The organism is Deltaproteobacteria bacterium, assembly GCA_016930875.1.
GTDB lineage: Bacteria > Desulfobacterota > Desulfobacteria > Desulfobacterales.
The window spans coordinates 1-16,860 of record JAFGFW010000137.1; the positions used below are offsets into that span (position 1 = coordinate 1).

Annotated in this window: 14 protein-coding genes; 11 read left to right on the forward strand and 3 right to left on the reverse strand. The window is 50.2% G+C overall.

The genetic code is table 11. From position 1 onward, the window contains the following. Window positions 1–753: 753 nt before the first annotated feature. Complete coding sequence (locus JW883_11985; protein ID MBN1842984.1) at window positions 754–1,896, reverse strand: MFS transporter; 1,143 nt, start codon at window positions 1,894–1,896, stop codon at window positions 754–756. Between the two features lie 793 nt (window positions 1,897–2,689). On the opposite strand from JW883_11985, the gene JW883_11990 reads away from it, so the two are divergent. The 10 genes from JW883_11990 (at window position 2,690) to queD (ending at window position 15,508) form a co-directional block, all read left to right on the forward strand. Then, window positions 2,690–3,550 (forward strand): EamA family transporter, encoded by an 861-nt coding sequence (locus JW883_11990; GenBank protein ID MBN1842985.1) that lies wholly within the window; start codon window positions 2,690–2,692, stop codon window positions 3,548–3,550. A gap of 373 nt (window positions 3,551–3,923) precedes the next feature. Further along, entirely contained in the window at window positions 3,924–5,237 is a 1,314-nt protein-coding gene (locus tag JW883_11995) for an ATP-binding protein (GenBank protein ID MBN1842986.1), read from the forward strand. Between the two features lie 365 nt (window positions 5,238–5,602). Further along, window positions 5,603–6,868, forward strand: coding sequence for a histidine--tRNA ligase (locus JW883_12000; GenBank protein ID MBN1842987.1), 1,266 nt, complete (start codon window positions 5,603–5,605; stop codon window positions 6,866–6,868). 80 nt (window positions 6,869–6,948) lie between these two features. After that, window positions 6,949–8,736 carry an aspartate--tRNA ligase gene (gene aspS, locus JW883_12005; GenBank protein MBN1842988.1) on the forward strand — a complete coding sequence of 596 codons (1,788 nt, stop codon included), beginning with the start codon at window positions 6,949–6,951 and terminating at the stop codon, window positions 8,734–8,736. A gap of 359 nt (window positions 8,737–9,095) precedes the next feature. Next, the gene (gene fdnG, locus JW883_12010; protein MBN1842989.1) at window positions 9,096–12,143 is read left to right on the forward strand and encodes a formate dehydrogenase-N subunit alpha; all 3,048 of its coding nucleotides are present in this window, start codon (window positions 9,096–9,098) and stop codon (window positions 12,141–12,143) included. A 15-nt stretch (window positions 12,144–12,158) separates the two neighbouring features. Then, a complete protein-coding gene (locus tag JW883_12015) occupies window positions 12,159–12,878 on the forward strand; it encodes a formate dehydrogenase (protein ID MBN1842990.1) in 720 nt (239 codons plus the stop codon). A gap of 106 nt (window positions 12,879–12,984) precedes the next feature. Continuing rightward, window positions 12,985–13,872: a formate dehydrogenase accessory protein FdhE gene (locus JW883_12020; protein MBN1842991.1), complete on the forward strand. Its 888-nt coding sequence runs from the start codon at window positions 12,985–12,987 to the stop codon at window positions 13,870–13,872. Then, window positions 13,857–14,846, forward strand: coding sequence for a GTP 3',8-cyclase MoaA (moaA, locus tag JW883_12025; protein ID MBN1842992.1), 990 nt, complete (start codon window positions 13,857–13,859; stop codon window positions 14,844–14,846). The genes JW883_12020 and moaA overlap by 16 nt, the downstream gene beginning before the upstream one ends. 8 nt (window positions 14,847–14,854) lie before the next feature. Further along, complete coding sequence (locus JW883_12030) at window positions 14,855–15,112, forward strand: hypothetical protein (protein MBN1842993.1); 258 nt, start codon at window positions 14,855–14,857, stop codon at window positions 15,110–15,112. 27 nt (window positions 15,113–15,139) lie between these two features. Then, window positions 15,140–15,508 (forward strand): 6-carboxytetrahydropterin synthase QueD, encoded by a 369-nt coding sequence (queD, locus tag JW883_12035; protein ID MBN1842994.1) that lies wholly within the window; start codon window positions 15,140–15,142, stop codon window positions 15,506–15,508. A 30-nt stretch (window positions 15,509–15,538) separates the two neighbouring features. Here the strand turns inward: queD and JW883_12040 are convergent, their stop codons facing one another. After that, window positions 15,539–15,808 (reverse strand): hypothetical protein, encoded by a 270-nt coding sequence (locus tag JW883_12040; GenBank protein MBN1842995.1) that lies wholly within the window; start codon window positions 15,806–15,808, stop codon window positions 15,539–15,541. A 474-nt stretch (window positions 15,809–16,282) separates the two neighbouring features. Then, on the reverse strand, window positions 16,283–16,525 hold the full coding sequence (locus JW883_12045; protein ID MBN1842996.1) for a hypothetical protein: 243 nt from the start codon (window positions 16,523–16,525) through the stop codon (window positions 16,283–16,285). 114 nt (window positions 16,526–16,639) lie between these two features. Here JW883_12045 and JW883_12050 point away from each other — a divergent pair, with 114 nt between their 5' ends. Further along, complete coding sequence (locus tag JW883_12050; protein MBN1842997.1) at window positions 16,640–16,834, forward strand: CooT family nickel-binding protein; 195 nt, start codon at window positions 16,640–16,642, stop codon at window positions 16,832–16,834. The last annotated feature ends 26 nt before the right edge of the window (window positions 16,835–16,860 follow it).

Sequence of the window (16,860 nt, forward strand, 5' to 3'; positions counted from 1 at the left end):
AAATGAACCAAGGGAGCGAATTTGTAACCCAGCAGGAACCCACCCCGGCCTTTCAAGATCAAGGTAACCGGACAATCCCACTGAAAAAAGTTCTTCACAGATTTGTCCGTACGAAAATCCCCAAATTGACGGTTAGCCTACCGCTGTCTTTGATTCCCCAGAAACCGGAGAAGAAACCGATTGATTATGTTTTGACCCGATTAGCCAGTATGGATTTGCCTGGCATGAATCTTAGGGGACATCTATGATTTTATGCTTTACGTTGGCTGAAAAAGACGATTATGACGAGGCATGCCAAGATAAGCAAGGATAGACGCACCTGAGGCTTTCCATCATGTCGTCATCAGGGCTATAGAGCGCAGCAAGATATTCCGTGAGGACGCTGATCGAGTCAACTTTTGGGATCGGCTTGGAGGCATCGTCGTCGATACACAAACCCAGTGCTTTGCTTGGGCATTGATTCCTAATAAGGCATTGCCGAAGGCAAGAGGCCTGATCTTACAGGTGGCGGTCTGGTAAGGTTGAAAGGCGATGAAAGGATTCTGGGGGATAGTGAATTTGTTGAAAGCGTTTTGAAAAGATAGCAGAAGAAGAACAATTCAGACTGGTATAACGCCGAATAGCATAAAATCATAGACGCCCCTTAAAATCTCCGAAAAAATGACGATCGGCCGACGGGAACGTCTTTGCCTCAGGTGGCCGGAATCACAGGTTTTTGGGGCGGAAACGCCCTGCGACGCTCAATTGAAATCCCTAGTTTTCGGCCTGTTCTCTAATGGGTGCCAATGATGTAACCAGGGCTCCCAAAAGGGAAACAGCCCCTGCAAAGACGAAGGTGTTGGAGAGTCCGATCGTGTCTGAAAGCAATCCCGAAAAGATGCTCCCCAGGATGAAGCCGCCGTCTACCGCCATGGTGAGCATGCTCATCATGCCGGCTTTTTGCGCCATCGAGCCTTGTTCCGCCCCCAGGGCATTCAAGGCGGGAAAAAGATATCCCAGGCCGGACCCGTAAAGAACAACGGAAAGGACAAAAAAGAAAGGCACATCCAATTTGTAGATCAACAGGATCCCCGAGCCGAACAAGACGAAGCAGATCCGTATGATTACCAGTTTGCTGTATCGGTCCAGGAGGGCGCCGCCGAAAAGCCTGATGGCCACGGCCAGACCCAGAGACAGGCTCAAGAAGAGGCCCCCACTCATAGCGACGGTCTTGGCGTAAAGAGGAAAGTAATGAAGCACCGTGGCCTGGACATCCACAAAGAGGATCATGGCCATGAGGACAAAGAAAAAGGAGCGATCTTGGACTATCTCCAGGTAACTGACCGACCGTTCAACCCTTTGTGAAAGCCTGTCCCATTTTTTTGTGAACACCAGTATGCTGAAGGCCAAAAAAGTGGTGGCTGCGCCGCCATGAAAGATGACCGGGTGTCCAAAGGCGTCCATAAGACGTTCGCCGGCCAGAGGCACAAATCCCAAAGCCGCAAGCATGGTGGCACCGTTGTGACTGAAGGCCCGTCCTCTCGTCTCATGGGGAGTGAACTTGGCGATGGTTGAAAAAGCTGCCGCAATAAAGGCGGAAAAGCCGACGCCGTGAATGATGCGAAGGGCATATATGGCCCCGAGCTTGCCGGGGATCACATGATAAAGAAAGGAGCAGCAAAAAATCATCAAAAGGCCCGAAACGAGAACCGGTTTTTCTCCCAGGCGATCGATGGTCTTGCCTACAAGGGGCCTTACTGCCAGGGAAGCGATGGAAAACGTGCCCATGATGAGGCCTATGGCCGTTTTGGAAACATCCACCGTGGAGAGATAGATGGGATACATGAAAAAGAAGGCAATATTGGAAAAAACGAGGAAGGTGAGGATGTTGATGATAGCCAGTTTGGAATTTTTCATGTGAAGCAAATCGCGCTCATGTCCGTGAAAGTGTCCAGCGTTTGCGTCTTCACCCTATCGGAGATTGGGGCTTGAGGCAAGGGGAGATGGGACAACAAACAACGGACGACAAACAACAGGCAACAAACGACAGGCAACAAACGACAAACAACTGACAACGAACCATGACCATTGTGGTTGGGCTCGCATGGAGCCGGTCCTGCGGTCGGTATTTTCGCAGGCCTGGGGCTCCATCCGAAACTGATTTTTTCAGATACCCTTTTTTTGAGACGGGGCTCGGAACGTGGGCTGAGAAAGACACTTAGGGTATGAATCTTGGGGACGCCCTCAAGTTTCTAAGTCTCGTACCGAAAGGGGAAAGGCAAAGGAACTAGGGGCCGGGGGTAAGGGGGCAGTCACAAAGATAGGAGGCGTTCGCGCAGAAATTGCTTGGCTACCGTGGACGAACAGGAATCAGACTGGTCGCGTCAAAGGAACCCAGAGGAAAAAACCACGTCCCGGAATCTGTGCCCGTTCTGCACGAACGTAGCCTGTTCCACGCCTATGGTGCCCCCGGAATTTTCGGAATTCCGGCAAGCCTGGATGGGGATGATTTTGAGGGACCCTTTCATGGGGACATGTTCGCATTACTCGACTAGGAAATACAACAACAATTGCCCCCCTGCTTACGGATCGCCCTGCCTTTGTGGACAGTTGATTTGACCAAAAGCCCACCTTGATTCTTTCGGCCAGGAGATTTATGTAACACCGGTAGGCCTTGCAGGTGACATGGCCTTGCTCTAGGAAACCGATCATGGCGAGTTGGTATACCTTTGCAATCATGGCGTTGTTTTTTATGGGCACACAGAGATTCTTCTACAAGGTCTCTGCTGAAAGAAGGTGCAATACTGCCCTGACAACCTTATATTTTATGGCTACAGTGTCTGTTCTGAGTTCAATTCTGTTCCTTGTTCTCAAACAGTCTGTGACAAATATCCAATTTCTACTATTGATCGCCCTCACAAATGGCAGTGCCTTTCTTGTCGGCACAGTGGCTCACATAGAGGCACTTAGATACATACCTGCCTCCATAGTATATCCAATCATCAGGCTAAATGTCGTCCTTGTCGTGATATTTTCGATCATTGTTTTTGAAGATGATTTGTCCGCTTATCAGGCCGTGGGGATTGCTCTTGCTGTGGCTGCTATGGTTATCTTGTCACGACGACTCGATCACAAGAAAATATCCTATGGAAGAACAAAGCTTAGCTTTATGTTCATATTCATTTCCGTCTTGTGCGGTGCTATCGCTTCGATCTCCAGCAAATTTGCTGCCATGCACACAAACAAAATGGCCTTCATGGCACTTTCATACATATGTGCAACATCGTTTTCTTTGGGAATAAGAAAGAAATTGCAGACAGGACATGCCAGTGCAGGTCACAAGGATGCATTAATCATCGGTTCGGTCATGGGCCTAATCAATTTTGCTGGATTTTACTCATTCTTAAAAGCACTTTCTATGGGACCACTCTCCATCATTGCCTCCATAACCGGTATGCATTTTGTCATCGCGATAATTTTGTCTGTGGTGATTTACAGAGAAAAACTGACGCATTTGAGAATACTCGGTATTTCACTCACCATAGCCTCGATCATCCTGCTGAGGTTTTAACATGTTTGCCAAAATCTGCTACCATTTTGGAAATGGGGGAAGATACGAGACATCGATCCGGGAGTTGGCGAATTTGACAGCAATGCAGGATTCCAGGGGCCGTACAAAAACCTGGCTGAATGGGGGCCGAAAGGTGTTGGGCATGAGACCTTCAGAAGAATTACCCTCGCACCCAAGGGGAAATAGGTGAACATGGCTTCAAAAAACAGGGTTAGCCACGAAGGGTAAAAGGAGACGAAAGTAGGATCTGAGCGCTTTGTGCTGTTTTTCTCTTGACAAAAGAGCTTTTTGCGACTAATAATTAGGCGTAACAATGCAATAAACCGACTAATCATTAGCCCTAACTTGCCTACCCCCAATAGGTAGATCCCGCATGGTTGAACGAGAAATAGAAAGAAAAATCGAAGACTTCAAGAGCCTCGGCATTCCTAAATATATCCCAAGGGAGGGCAGACTTCAACTGGTTGAGAACATGGTGTCAACCGTCATTGGCGCCCGCAGAGCTGGCAAAAGCTTTCGGGTGTTGCAGGCAGCAGATGAAATGATTCGTCAGCAGGTTGTCAGCTCGATCGATCAGGTATGCCTGATGGATTTTGACAATCCTGTCTTGTCCAACATGAAGGCCCCCGATCTGCCACTGATTCAGAACACATTTTTGAAGCTCAACCCGGAATTCGAGTTGAATACCCCGCTGCTCTTTATTCTGGATGAAATCCACAAGGTGCCTGGATGGGAAGAATATGTCATAGATTTGTCCCGAAATCCCAATTGGAAAGTGATTGTAACAGGGTCGTCTTCCAAGTTGTTAAAGTATGACATTGCAACTGAACTTCGGGGTAAAGCCATTTCATCTACGGTATATCCACTGAGCTTTGTTGAGTTTCTGAGATTCAAGGATTTCAGATACAAAGCGAGTTCAACAAAAGGCCAGGCCGAAGCAAGAAGGATGTTTGACGAATACTTGAAGTGGGGCGCCTATCCCGCCATGGCCAATCTCGAAGAATATACAAAAGAGGCATTGCTGAGAGAGTATTTCGATACCATGATTCTCAAAGACATAATACAGCGATATGATGTGAGCAAACCGAAACAGTGCATCCATCTGTATAACTACTTGCTTGCGAATATCAGCAAGGCTCATACGCTTCAGAGCGCCTTCCAGTATCTAAAACAAAGCGGATTCAGCACAAGCCGGGATTCCGTGAGAGGGTATATTCATTGGGCGCAAGATTCATGGCTCTTGTTCATGGTCCCCATCTATTCGAATTCCCTTAAAGAGCAGGAGAGAAACTACAAGAAAATTTACGCAATCGACTGGGCTTTGGCCAACAAGAACAGCCTTGTTTGGGACGGTTCTTATTCCAGGGCGCTTGAAAACATGGTCTTTGTTCACCTTTATCAAAGGTGGCACAGGGTTCATTATTATTTAACGAGAAAAAAGCGACAGGAGGTGGATTTCATCGCCGTGGACAGCCACGGTTATCCTGTCATGGCACTCCAGGTCTGTATCGATATAAGTGAAGGAGATACCGTGAAGCGGGAGTTGGAGGCAATCGTCACAAGCGCCAAGTATTTCGGCATCAAAGAAAATCTTATAGTAACATATAATCAGGAAAAAGATTTTCACAAAGATGGAATTTCAGTCAAAGCCATACCTGCTTGGAAATGGATGCTAAATCCCGCCTAACTCCATCGATTCATAAATTCGATAACGAATCTATTTAGACTTCGGCTGAGCGACTCGACGTGAGCTCGTCGACACCTCTCAGTCGAATCCCTCAGGACTTAGTGTTGCCCTCGGCCATGAGCTCGGGCCGAATGGAGTAAGCAAATACGCAAACTTAACATCTTAAAATACGTTACACTAGTTGCGAATCGAAGCACTAAGGATTCGACTATTTGAAGGCAATGACTTGCGGTTGGCAATTTTTTTCAACACAGGTGGCCCTGCTTGTTGGGCATTATTGTGTTGACTTCTTGGTTTTCTCTGCGTTAGAAAATTAAGTTTTGTGAAAACAATGGATGTATGAGTTCTAAAGAGGCATTACCAAAATGATCAGGCTGGTCAGGGGTTTTAAAGACATTCTCCCGGAAGAAACCGGGCTCTGGCAATACGTTGAGGGCGTTGTCCGGCATCTCTTTGATGACTTCGGCTTTACGGAACTGCGAATCCCCATTCTTGAGCAAACCGAGCTTTTTGCCCGCAGCATCGGGGCCGATACCGACATCGTGGAAAAAGAGATGTACACCTTTGCCGATCGAAGCGGCGGTTCCCTCACCCTGCGGCCTGAGGCCACGGCATCTGTGGTAAGAGCATACATCGAGCATAAGTTGTATGCAAAAGATCCAGTGTGGAAGCTGTATTCAGTTGGGCCAATGTTTCGCAGGGAACGCCCCCAGAAAGGCCGGTACCGGCAGTTTTACCAAATCAACGCCGAGGCCTTTGGGCTGCACGATCCCAGAGCGGATGCCGAACTTATTCTTTTATTGATGACCTTCATGCAGCGCCTTGAACTTTCCGACATCGAGCTCCACATCAACTCCCTGGGCTGTCCTGAATGCCGTCCGAGCTTTAAGAAGGCGCTCAAAGCCTTCTTGTCAGGTCGCTCCGAGAGACTCTGTTCGGACTGCCTCAGGAGAAGGGACAAGAACCCTCTGCGCATATTCGATTGCAAGGTGCCCACCTGCAAGGAAACCATGCAAGATGCCCCATCTATTCTGGAGCACCTTTGTAAAGACTGCCAAAACCATTTTGACACAGTCCAAAGCGCCCTGGGAGGATTTCATATACCCTTTCAGACAAATCATAGGCTGGTGAGGGGATTGGACTATTATACTCGAACGACCTTTGAAGTCCTTGCCGGGGCCTTAGGAGCCCAAGATGCCGTGGCAGGTGGCGGACGCTATGATGGCCTCGTGAAGTCTTTAGGCGGCCCGGATCAGCCAGGCGTGGGCTTTGCTATTGGTGTTGATCGAGTGATGGAACTCTTGGCCGACCGTGCCCAAAAGTTCGAAAAACGGCCCGACCTCTACATCGCTGCCCTGGGGTCTCAAGCGCAGGACAGGGCCTTTGAGTGGATGCAGCACATCAGAAGGCAAAAGGTTCGCACTGAGATGGACTTCCAAGACCGCAGTCTCAAGGCGCAAATGCGACGGGCAAATAAACTTGGAGCATCCTATGTTCTTATAGTAGGCGAGCGCGAACTTGAGGAGGGGGCTGCGGTACTCAGGAATCTGGAGACCAAGGAACAAAAGGAAGTTTCCATACAAGACCTTGTAAGCGCTGTCGTCAGCAAAGTGAGAGCTGAGCGAGGTTAAGGAAGAAAGAAGTAATAGCGCCTCAAACGGCGCGTAGCGCCACAGGAAATTGCCCAGCGATTCTATGAAAGGAGCCGGTTTTGCTTGATTCCCTTGGCAACATGAAACGAACCCACCATTGTTGGGAGCTCACGGCCAAGGACGTGGGCAAAGAGGTGGTGCTCATGGGATGGGTACAGCGCCGTCGAGATCATGGCGGCGTAATCTTTGTAGACCTGCGTGATCGCGAAGGCCTGACCCAGGTGGTTTTTAACCCGGAATTCAACAGGTCGGTTCACGAGAAGGCCCAGGTCATCCGGAGCGAGTTTGTGCTGGCAGCCCGGGGCACTGTTGTGCACAGGCCCGAAGGTATGATCAATCCCAAGCTGAAAACCGGTGAGATTGACGTCATGGCCTCGGAGCTGCGGATTCTGAATCATTCCCAAACTCCACCATTTGTCCTGGAAGATAACACACAAGTATCTGACAATATTCGCTTCAGGTACAGGTATCTTGATATGCGCAAGCCTGATCTTCAAAAAAATCTCATTCTTCGCCACCGGGCAGCCGCAACGATTCGTTCCTATCTGAATGGGCTTGGATTTCTGGACATTGAAACCCCGTTTTTGACCAAAAGTACGCCTGAAGGGGCACGGGACTACCTTGTGCCCAGCAGGGTCAATCCAGGACAATTTTACGCGCTGCCGCAATCCCCCCAGATCTTTAAGCAACTTTTGATGCTGGGCGGATTTGACAGATACTACCAGATCGTTCGATGCTTCCGAGACGAAGACCTCCGGGCAGACCGACAGCCGGAATTTACCCAGATCGATATTGAGATGTCTTTTGTTACTGAAGAAGATGTGATGGGGGTCACGGAGGGGGTCATGGCTGCCATGTTTAAGGAGATACTTGGCATAGAGCTCAAGACTCCTTTCAAGCGGCTGAGCTATGAGGAGGCAACAGGTCGATTTGGTCTGGATAAGCCCGATCCTCGCTTCGCTCTGGAGCTAAAGGATGTTTCTGATATTGTTGCCGCGGCCGAGTTCAAGGCCTTTGCAAATGTCGTAAGGGCGGGTGGCATAGTTAAGGCCATAAACGCAAAGGGATGCATCGGTTTTTCTCGAAAAGAGATCGACGATCTTACAGACTTTGTGGCTGTTTACAAGGCCAAGGGCCTGGCTTGGATCAAAGTGCGTCCTGACGCCTGGCAGTCACCCATTGCAAAATTTTTTTCCGATTCGGAAAAAGCATTGCTGACCGAGAGGCTCGATATGGAGCCAGGGGACCTTGTCATGTTCGTAGCCGATCAACCCAAGGTAGTGAACGAGGCCCTGGGGCATCTGCGAAATCAATTGGGCCGCAAACTGAGCCTGATAAACGATGACCAATACAACTTCATATGGGTGACCGGGTTTCCTCTTGTGGAATATGACGAGCAGGAAAAGCGATATATGGCCATGCACCATCCCTTTACAGCTCCCCTTGAAGAGGACATGGAACGGATTGCCGAAGACCCTCTTTCTGTGCGGTCCAGGGCCTATGATCTTGTCCTGAACGGAGCGGAGATAGGCGGCGGCAGTATCCGCAACCACCAGCGTGGGGTGCAGGAAAAGGTGTTTGAGGCCCTGAGCATTGACCGGGAGACCTACGAAAAAAAATTCGGTTTTCTGCTTGAAGCCCTTGACTTTGGAGCCCCTCCCCACGGTGGCATCGCCCTGGGCTTTGACAGAATCGTCATGCTAATGGCCGGACAATCCTCCATCAGGGACGTGATCGCCTTTCCAAAGACTCAAAAAGCAACCTGCCTCCTCACTGGAGCCCCTTGTGATGTCCCCCCCGACCAACTGGAGGAGCTTTCTTTGAAGGTGCGGATCCCGAAAAAATAGCGGGAACCGAAAAGCCACAATGATGCATTTCGAAGTCGTCAACAGTGATAAACAAAAAAATGTTGACACAGTGGAGACTTGGGTATATATATAACATATTGAAAATATAAGCAGTATGTCACGCGTGACATACTGCAACAATCCTATATCGCTCGGAGCAAAATTTAAAGAATCCAGGCCGCAAAGGACCGGATATTAACTTACCATACTTGCGCTTTGGGTTTTTACCTGTCAACAAAGTGTTCTATTACAAAAATCCCAATTACATAAACGGAGAGGGGGTGAATTGCGAGTAGTTTCGCGCTTGCCGGTTTTTTTAATCAACCAAATTTTATTCAGAAAGGAAGGTGAGTACGCCTATGAAAGTAACACGCAGAGAATTCATTCAGATCTCTGGTGCAACGGCTGCCGGTCTTGCGGTAAGCAGTCTGGGTTTTGACCTTTCGCCAGTAAAGGCACATGCCCAAATGCTAAAGACCAAGTATGCCAAGGAGACCACCACCATCTGCCCCTATTGTGCAGTAGGTTGCGGCGCCATTGTGCATACGAGCCAGAAAGGCGACGGCCGTGTCATCAACATCGAGGGTGACCCTGACCACGTTATTAACCGGGGCTCACTTTGCAGTAAGGGCAGCTCGCTGTCTCAATTGGCCGAAAACGAAAATCGGCACCTTGAGCCTATGTATCGAGCGCCTTATGCAAAGGAGTGGAAGCAGGTTTCATGGGATTGGGCACTGACCGAGATTGCCAAACGCGTAAAGACGACCCGTGATGCCACCTTTACTCACAAGAACGCCAAGGGTCAGGTGGTTAACCGGACCGTCGGGATCGTTTCGGGCGGCAGTTCCGCCCTGGACAACGAAGAGTGCTGGATCTACCAGGCCCTCTTGAGGGCCCTGGGGCTTGTCTATGTCGAACACCAGGCCCGTATCTGACACAGCGCCACTGTTGCGGCTCTGGCAGAGTCGTTCGGACGCGGTGCAATGACCAACCACTGGATCGACATCGGCAATAGCGATTGCGTCCTGATCATGGGAAGCAATGCGGCCGAGAATCATCCCGTATCGTTCAAGTATGTCGTCAAGGCCATGAAACAAGGGGCAAAGCTTGTCAATGTGGACCCCAGATTTACAAGGACCTCCTCCAAGGCAGACATCTATGCCAGCCTGCGATCAGGCACTGACATCGCCTTTTTGGGCGGCATGATCAAGTACATCCTGGACAACAAGCTTTACAACGAGGAGTATGTGCGGGCGTACACGAACGCGCCGTTTGTCGTTGGGAAAGATTTTAAGTTCAAAGACGGACTCTTTTCAGGTTATGACGAAAAGAACCGCAAGTATGACAAGAAAAAATGGGCCTTTGAGATGGACAAGAACGGGGTCCCGAAAATGGACCGGACCCTAAAGGATTCCCGGTGTGTGTTCCAGTTGTTGAAAAAGCATTACAGCAGGTATGAGACCACGCTGGTCTCAACGATCACCGGCACCCCGGAAGCGGACCTGAAGAAGGTCTATAAGACCTATGCGGCCTCCGGGGCCACCGGCAAGGCGGCCACCATTATGTATGCCATGGGCTGGACCCAGCATACTGTGGGAGTCCAGAATATCCGTGCCATGGCCATGATCCAGTTGCTCCTGGGTAACATCGGTGTTGCAGGAGGCGGCGTGAACGCCCTGCGAGGCGAGTCTAATGTCCAAGGCTCAACCGACCAGTGTCTGCTTTTTCACATCTGGCCGGGCTACCTGGCTACCCCAAGCACGAAATGGCCTAGCCTTGGTGACTACCTTAAGAGAAGGGCCGAGAGCAAGGATCCCAACAGCGCCAACTGGTGGCAAAACGAGCCTAAGTATATGGTGAGTTTGTTGAAGTCCTACTTCGGCGAGAAGGCCACCAAGGAAAACGATTTTGGATATAACTGGATGCCCAAGCTGGATGCCGGTAAGACATACGCCTTTCTGGATATGTTTGACGACATGTACAAAGGAAAGGTCAAGGGCTTTTTCAACTGGGGCATGAATCTGGCCTGCTCCCTGGCCAATGCCAACAAGAACCGGAAGGCCATGAGCAAACTGGACTGGATGGTCAATGTCAATATCTTTGACAATGAGACCGCCTCGTTCTGGAAAGGACCGGGGATGAACCCATCCAGCATCAAGACCGAGGTCTTCTCTCTGCCGGCGTGTGTGTCGGTGGAAAAGGAAGGAAGCATCACCAACAGCGGCCGGTGGATGCAGTGGCGTTACCAGGGACCAAAACCCCTTGGCAACAGCAGGTCCGATGGCGACATCATCATGGAACTTGGCTATAAAATTAAAGAGGCCTATAAGCAAGGCGGGACGTTCGTCGAGCCGATCATGAACCTCAAGTGGGACTATATGACAGACGGGTTGTATGATCCTCACAAGGCCGCCAAGGAGATAAACGGCTATTTCCTGAAAGACTGCACTGTCAAGGGCAAGCTGTGCAAGAAGGGGACCTTGGTTCCGAGCTTTGCATGGCTCCAGGCAGACGGCTCCACTTCTTCGGCAAACTGGCTCTACTGCAACAGTTATACGGAGAAGGGGAACATGGCGGCCCGCAGAGGCCAGGAAGATGCCGTGAACAAGATCGGTCTGTACCCGGAATTTGCCTGGTGCTGGCCCGTAAACCGCAGGATCATTTACAACCGTGCATCTGTAGACCTCAAGGGACAGCCCTTTGATAAGAAGGACTGGGTGATCAAGTGGAACGGGGAGAAATGGATCGGCGATGTGCCAGATGGCGGCTGGCCGCCCATAGGAAGCCTGGAAAAGCCCGATCCCAAGAGCAAGTGGGCTTTTATCATGCACGTGCACGGACATGCCCAGATCTATGGCCCGGGACGCGCAGACGGTCCCTTCCCGGAGCACTACGAACCTCTCGAGTGTCCCGTTGAAAAGAACCTCATGTCAGGTAACAAAGAGCGGATGAGCCCTGTGGCGCCTGTTTACGGAACCGACGCAGATGCGTACAAGACCTGCGATCCGAGATACCCCATTGTAGGCACCACGTACCGGGTATCTGAACACTGGCAGACCGGCCTCATGACCCGGCCCCAGCCTTGGCTTCTCGAGTTGCAGCCTCAGGTATTTGTCGAAATGAGCGAGGAACTGGCAAAGCTCAAGGGGATCAAGAACGGTGAGCGTGTGTTGGTCTCCTCAGCCCGGGGTTCCCTGAAGGCCACCGCCATCGTTACCAAACGGTTCAAGCCGTTCAACATCGCAGGCAACACCGTTCACGAGGTGGGTGTCCCGTGGTGTTTTGGCTGGCGTTGGCCGCAAACCGGCTTAGAAGACAGCGCCAACCTGTTGACGCCTTCAACGGGTGATCCGAATACGAAAATTCCTGAAACCAAGGCCTTTATGGTCAATGTGTCCAAACTATAGAAGGAGGTGATCTGAATGCCAGGTAAATCATTTTTCATTGATACGACAATTTGTACGGCCTGCAGAGGATGTCAGGTCGCCTGTAAGCAGTGGCATGACCTGCCTGCGGAAAAAACTAAGAATCGTGGAACTCACCAAAACCCGGCGGATCTCTCCTTCGTGACCTACAAACTTGTGAGGTTCAACGAGGTGGTAGTGGGCGGCAAGCTCCAGTGGCTCTTTTTTCCGGATCAGTGCCGCCACTGCATAGAGGCGCCTTGTGAGATGACGGCGGATGACCCCACGGCCATCTTCAAGGACCCGGCAACCGGAGCAGTGGTTTACACAGCGAATACCAAAAACCTGGACAGCCAGGCGATTATTGATTCCTGCCCCTATAACGTTCCAAGGGCGGCCAAGGACGGGACCCTGGCCAAGTGTGACATGTGTCTTGACCGGGTGGAAAACGGGCTTTTGCCGGCCTGTGTAAAGACCTGCCCCACGGGGGCAATGAACTTTGGCGATCGGGATGAGATGCTCGCCCTGGCCAAGAAGCGTCTGGCTGTGGTGAAAAAGAAGTATCCCAAGGCCAAGCTCCTGGATCCTGATGACGTTCGAGTCATTTACTTGGTCACGGAGGAGCCGAACCTCTATCACAAGTTTGCCGTGGCATCGAGTTCGGCCTTTGACATCTCAAGGCAGGTGGCCTTGAAGAAGCTCTTCAGACCACTTACAGAATTGACAGCTAATTTGTAACAGACCAGAACTCTTAACGCAGAAGGGGAGAAGGTTCTTTGATCTTCTCCCCTTTTTGTGCTATAAAACCCGAAACGATTTCGTGGGTTTTCTTGGGTGAAATCATATGACTGAAAAAGAAATTGTTACGACTGACCAGATCAGAAAGGCAGTAGCTGCCGTCAAGGCCCAAAGGCCGGCCTACGAAGGGCTTCTCGATTTTTACGAAAAGCTCTGTTTGGCCCAGGAGGCCTCAAAGGAAAATACGCGCCTCGAACCGATTAAGATCCACGAAGATCTCCTTTCGGTCAAGGAGGAAGAGGGCTTTCCTCTGATCAGTACCACTGATTTTGTGACTGATGTGGTGGCCGCTGAGGCCTTGTTGAGAAAGCTCTGCGAACTTGCTGTTGAGGCAAACGAGGTGTTGGCTGAGGCCGGTCCAAAGATCGTTGATGCCCTGGACAAGGAATCGCTGGATGCTTCAACACTGTTCTCAAATATGCTCAAGGAGGACGATGCCTACCTTGGCGATGTTGCAGGAAAGCTGGGTATTGACAAGACAATCCTTGCTTTTGCTGTTTACAACAGCATAAGGCCGTCTATTTCTCTCTGCGCTGAACAGCTATCGACCTATCTTGACAAGGATACCGAGTGGGGAAAGGGCTATTGTCCTATCTGCGGGAGCCCGCCGGGCCTATGCATACTGCGCGGCGAGGGAGGGAAACGTTCCCTTGTTTGCAGTTTCTGTGGCCATGAGTGGCGGATATTGAGAATTTGCTGTCCTTTCTGCGACAATAATGATCAAAAAACCCTCCACTATTTTTTCAGCGAAGAAGAAAAGGACTACCGCGTGGATGTGTGTGACAAGTGCAAAAAGTATATCAAGACCGTCGATGTCAGAAAGATAGAACGCCCCTTGCATCCTTTGGTGGAGCAGATTTCCACTTTACACCTCGATATGCTGGCCCAGGAGCAGGGCCTTGAAAGTGGCATTCCCTTATGGCTGCAAATGTAGACCATTTCAATCGCAAGATCAGTTACCTGAGGGTCTCTGTCACAGACCGATGCAACCTTCGTTGCGTGTACTGCCAACCGGTAAAAGACCTGAAGCTCTTCAATCATAGCGATATCTTAAAGTACGAAGAAATCTTGGAAGTAATTCGGGCGGCCACGGATGTCGGCATTAAGAAGGTGCGTTTGACTGGCGGCGAACCCCTTGTTCGAAGAGCTTTTGTAGACTTTGTTTCATCCGTGTGCCGTGTGCCCCGTCTAGAGGATGTTAGCATTACCACAAATGGTGTTCTCCTAAAGGAAAAGGCCAAGGCGATCTTTGACGCCGGCGTTCATCGCATAAACGTGAGCCTGGACTCCCTCAACCGGGAAAAATATGCCAAAATTACTGGTCGTGATCGTTTTGACGAGGTCTTGGAAGGGCTCATGGAGGCTGAGGCCGTGGGGTTTTCGCCTATCAAGGTGAATGTGGTGGCCATCAGGGGCTTTAATGATGACGAGTTGCTTCAGCTTGCAGCGTTGTCTGTTGAAAAGCCGTATCATGTGCGATTCATAGAATATATGCCGATCGGACATGATAGGCAGTGGAGGCCGGAAAAATATATCTCCTCCGATGAGATCAAGTCCAGATTAGAGGCCTTTGGTCCCCTTCACGAGGTTGCCCGCTCGACGCTTGATGGGCCGGCCACGAGATATCGCTTCGAATCGGCCAAGGGTGAAATTGGTTTGATCAGCGCTATCAGCCATCATTTTTGTCCTTCCTGCAACCGTCTCAGGCTCACGGCGGACGGCAAGCTTCGGCCCTGCCTTTTTGCCGATGACGAGGTGGACATCAAGACTCCCCTGAGAAGGGGGTGCAGCCGGGAAGATTTGAAGGTATTATTTCAAAAGGCGATCGCCAGGAAACCTGAACAACACCATGCTGAAACCCTGGGAAAGGGAGAATCCCTTCGTCCCATGTCAGCCATTGGAGGATAGAACGCTTTATGGAGTGTCCGAATTGTCATGGTGAGTTGCCGTCTCGGCAGTGCCCCGAGTGCGGTGAAGAGATTCCCCTTTTTGGCAAGTTCTGCTGTTTTTGCGGATCAACGCTTCCGGATCTCGATTTGGCTGAAAAACCTGCGGATGATCTGGGCAATTTCTCTGACCGCGTTCTTTGCAGTGACGGCGCTTGCATCGGCGTGATTAATGAACACGGCGTTTGCAGTGTATGCGGAAAGCCTTACACAGGAGAGGCGGAGTAACTATAAAATCGCGGAGCGATTTTATTTATGTATGAACTGAAAGTCATCACCCACTTCTCTGCTGCCCACCAGCTTCGTGACTTCCAGGGCGCCTGTGAGGACTTACATGGACACAACTGGAAGATCGAGGTCTATGTTACGTCTGATGGCCTAAACGAGGCAGGCGTGGTCATCGATTTCAGAATACTCAAGAAAGACGTGGAGGGTATTCTGGAGACTTTGGACCACAAATTCCTGAACGATGTTGAGCCTTTTAAAACCCTGAACCCGTCATCGGAAAACATTGCAAGGTATGTGGCGAAGCAGTTAGCCGCGTTGGTGCAAGACAAAGGAGTCAGGGTAAGCCGGGTCACTGCATGGGAGTCTGAGACCGCCTGCGCTACATATTATCCTTGACGGCTTCGCAAATCGAAGATACCCGCTCCGCTATTCCAGGCTGTCCTTGAAGGTCTGCCAGCTAATCAACATGTCAGCCATTCCATGATAAACAGAACGGGTCTCTGGGCTTACGCACCCGAGTCTCTTAATCGCCTTCTCTGCACGCCTCTTGAGGCCCTCTATTTTCTCATCAGCCTTCCCGATCTCGTCACTCACATCTGTTCCGCTGTCAAGCTTGCTTTTGAGAAATTCCGGCCATGCCTTGGCATCTGAAAGTTCCTTCAAGAGCTGGCTCGTGGTATCATCTGTGGAGATCATATAACATTCGATAGTCCAAATTGAAGATATAGTCAAATTCCTTTTGGGAACGCAACTTCTCGACAAGGCAGGGCAGCTTTGGGGAAAATCCCCCTAAATCTCCCCTGGCCCAGACCGGGTTTTTCTCGCGTGGGCATGGTCCACTTCTGTCGCTCCAGGGCGGGCAGGGCGGGCCTTTTTCAGAGGGGGAAGATAATGGTCGAAACGTTATTGATAGAGAAAACTTCTGACACTATTCTGAAAAATGGTGGTATTTTTTTACCATTTGTTGACCTTCTTTACCTACGTTCGTTAGCTTACATACTTTAGGCAATACTCCTTAACCATTTGTAACAATTAAGAAGTCAAATTAAAAGTTCTCTCACTACGGGTTTGGCACGATTTTTTCAATTGACAGATAAACGCACGGCCCCTATTATTATATGAAAATATGCTCCACGGGCCGCGAGGGAGGTCCATATGTGCAAATGTTGTTCAAGCGGAAAACATGCCAGCAAGTACAAACAGTTTGAGTTTCTCCGGGGCCATACCCACAGCCATGAAGGCGTGACCCATGATCATGATCATGACCACGAACATCACCATCACCACCATGAACATCATCACCACAGCGATTCGAAAAATTCCGGGGTGGTGAGCGCCCATGTTCATGGCGAAGAACAAGAATTGGACAAAGAATAAGCTCAACGACTGAAGTCGACATCTTAGGTTCGTCAATCAGAGGTCCCGCACCCAATCTAACAATCAGGGCCATGAAGGCTACTGCGGAGACATATAGCCTGTATTCATGGCTTTTTTCATTGGATGAGCCTACGATCAGGGGGTGATACTATGTGTGAGGCCAATGCATATCTGCTAAAGGACGGCAAGGAAAAGCTCTTTCTGGAGGCGCTTGACACCGTTGAACCTGATAACGACAAGCTCAGGCTCACCACCATATTCGGTGAACAGAAATTCATTAAGGGCAAAATCAGTCGTCTTGCACTTGTGGATCACAAAGTCATAATTGAGGAAACAAGGGAATAGGTGGCGGTTTTCTGTCCCCCTCTTTC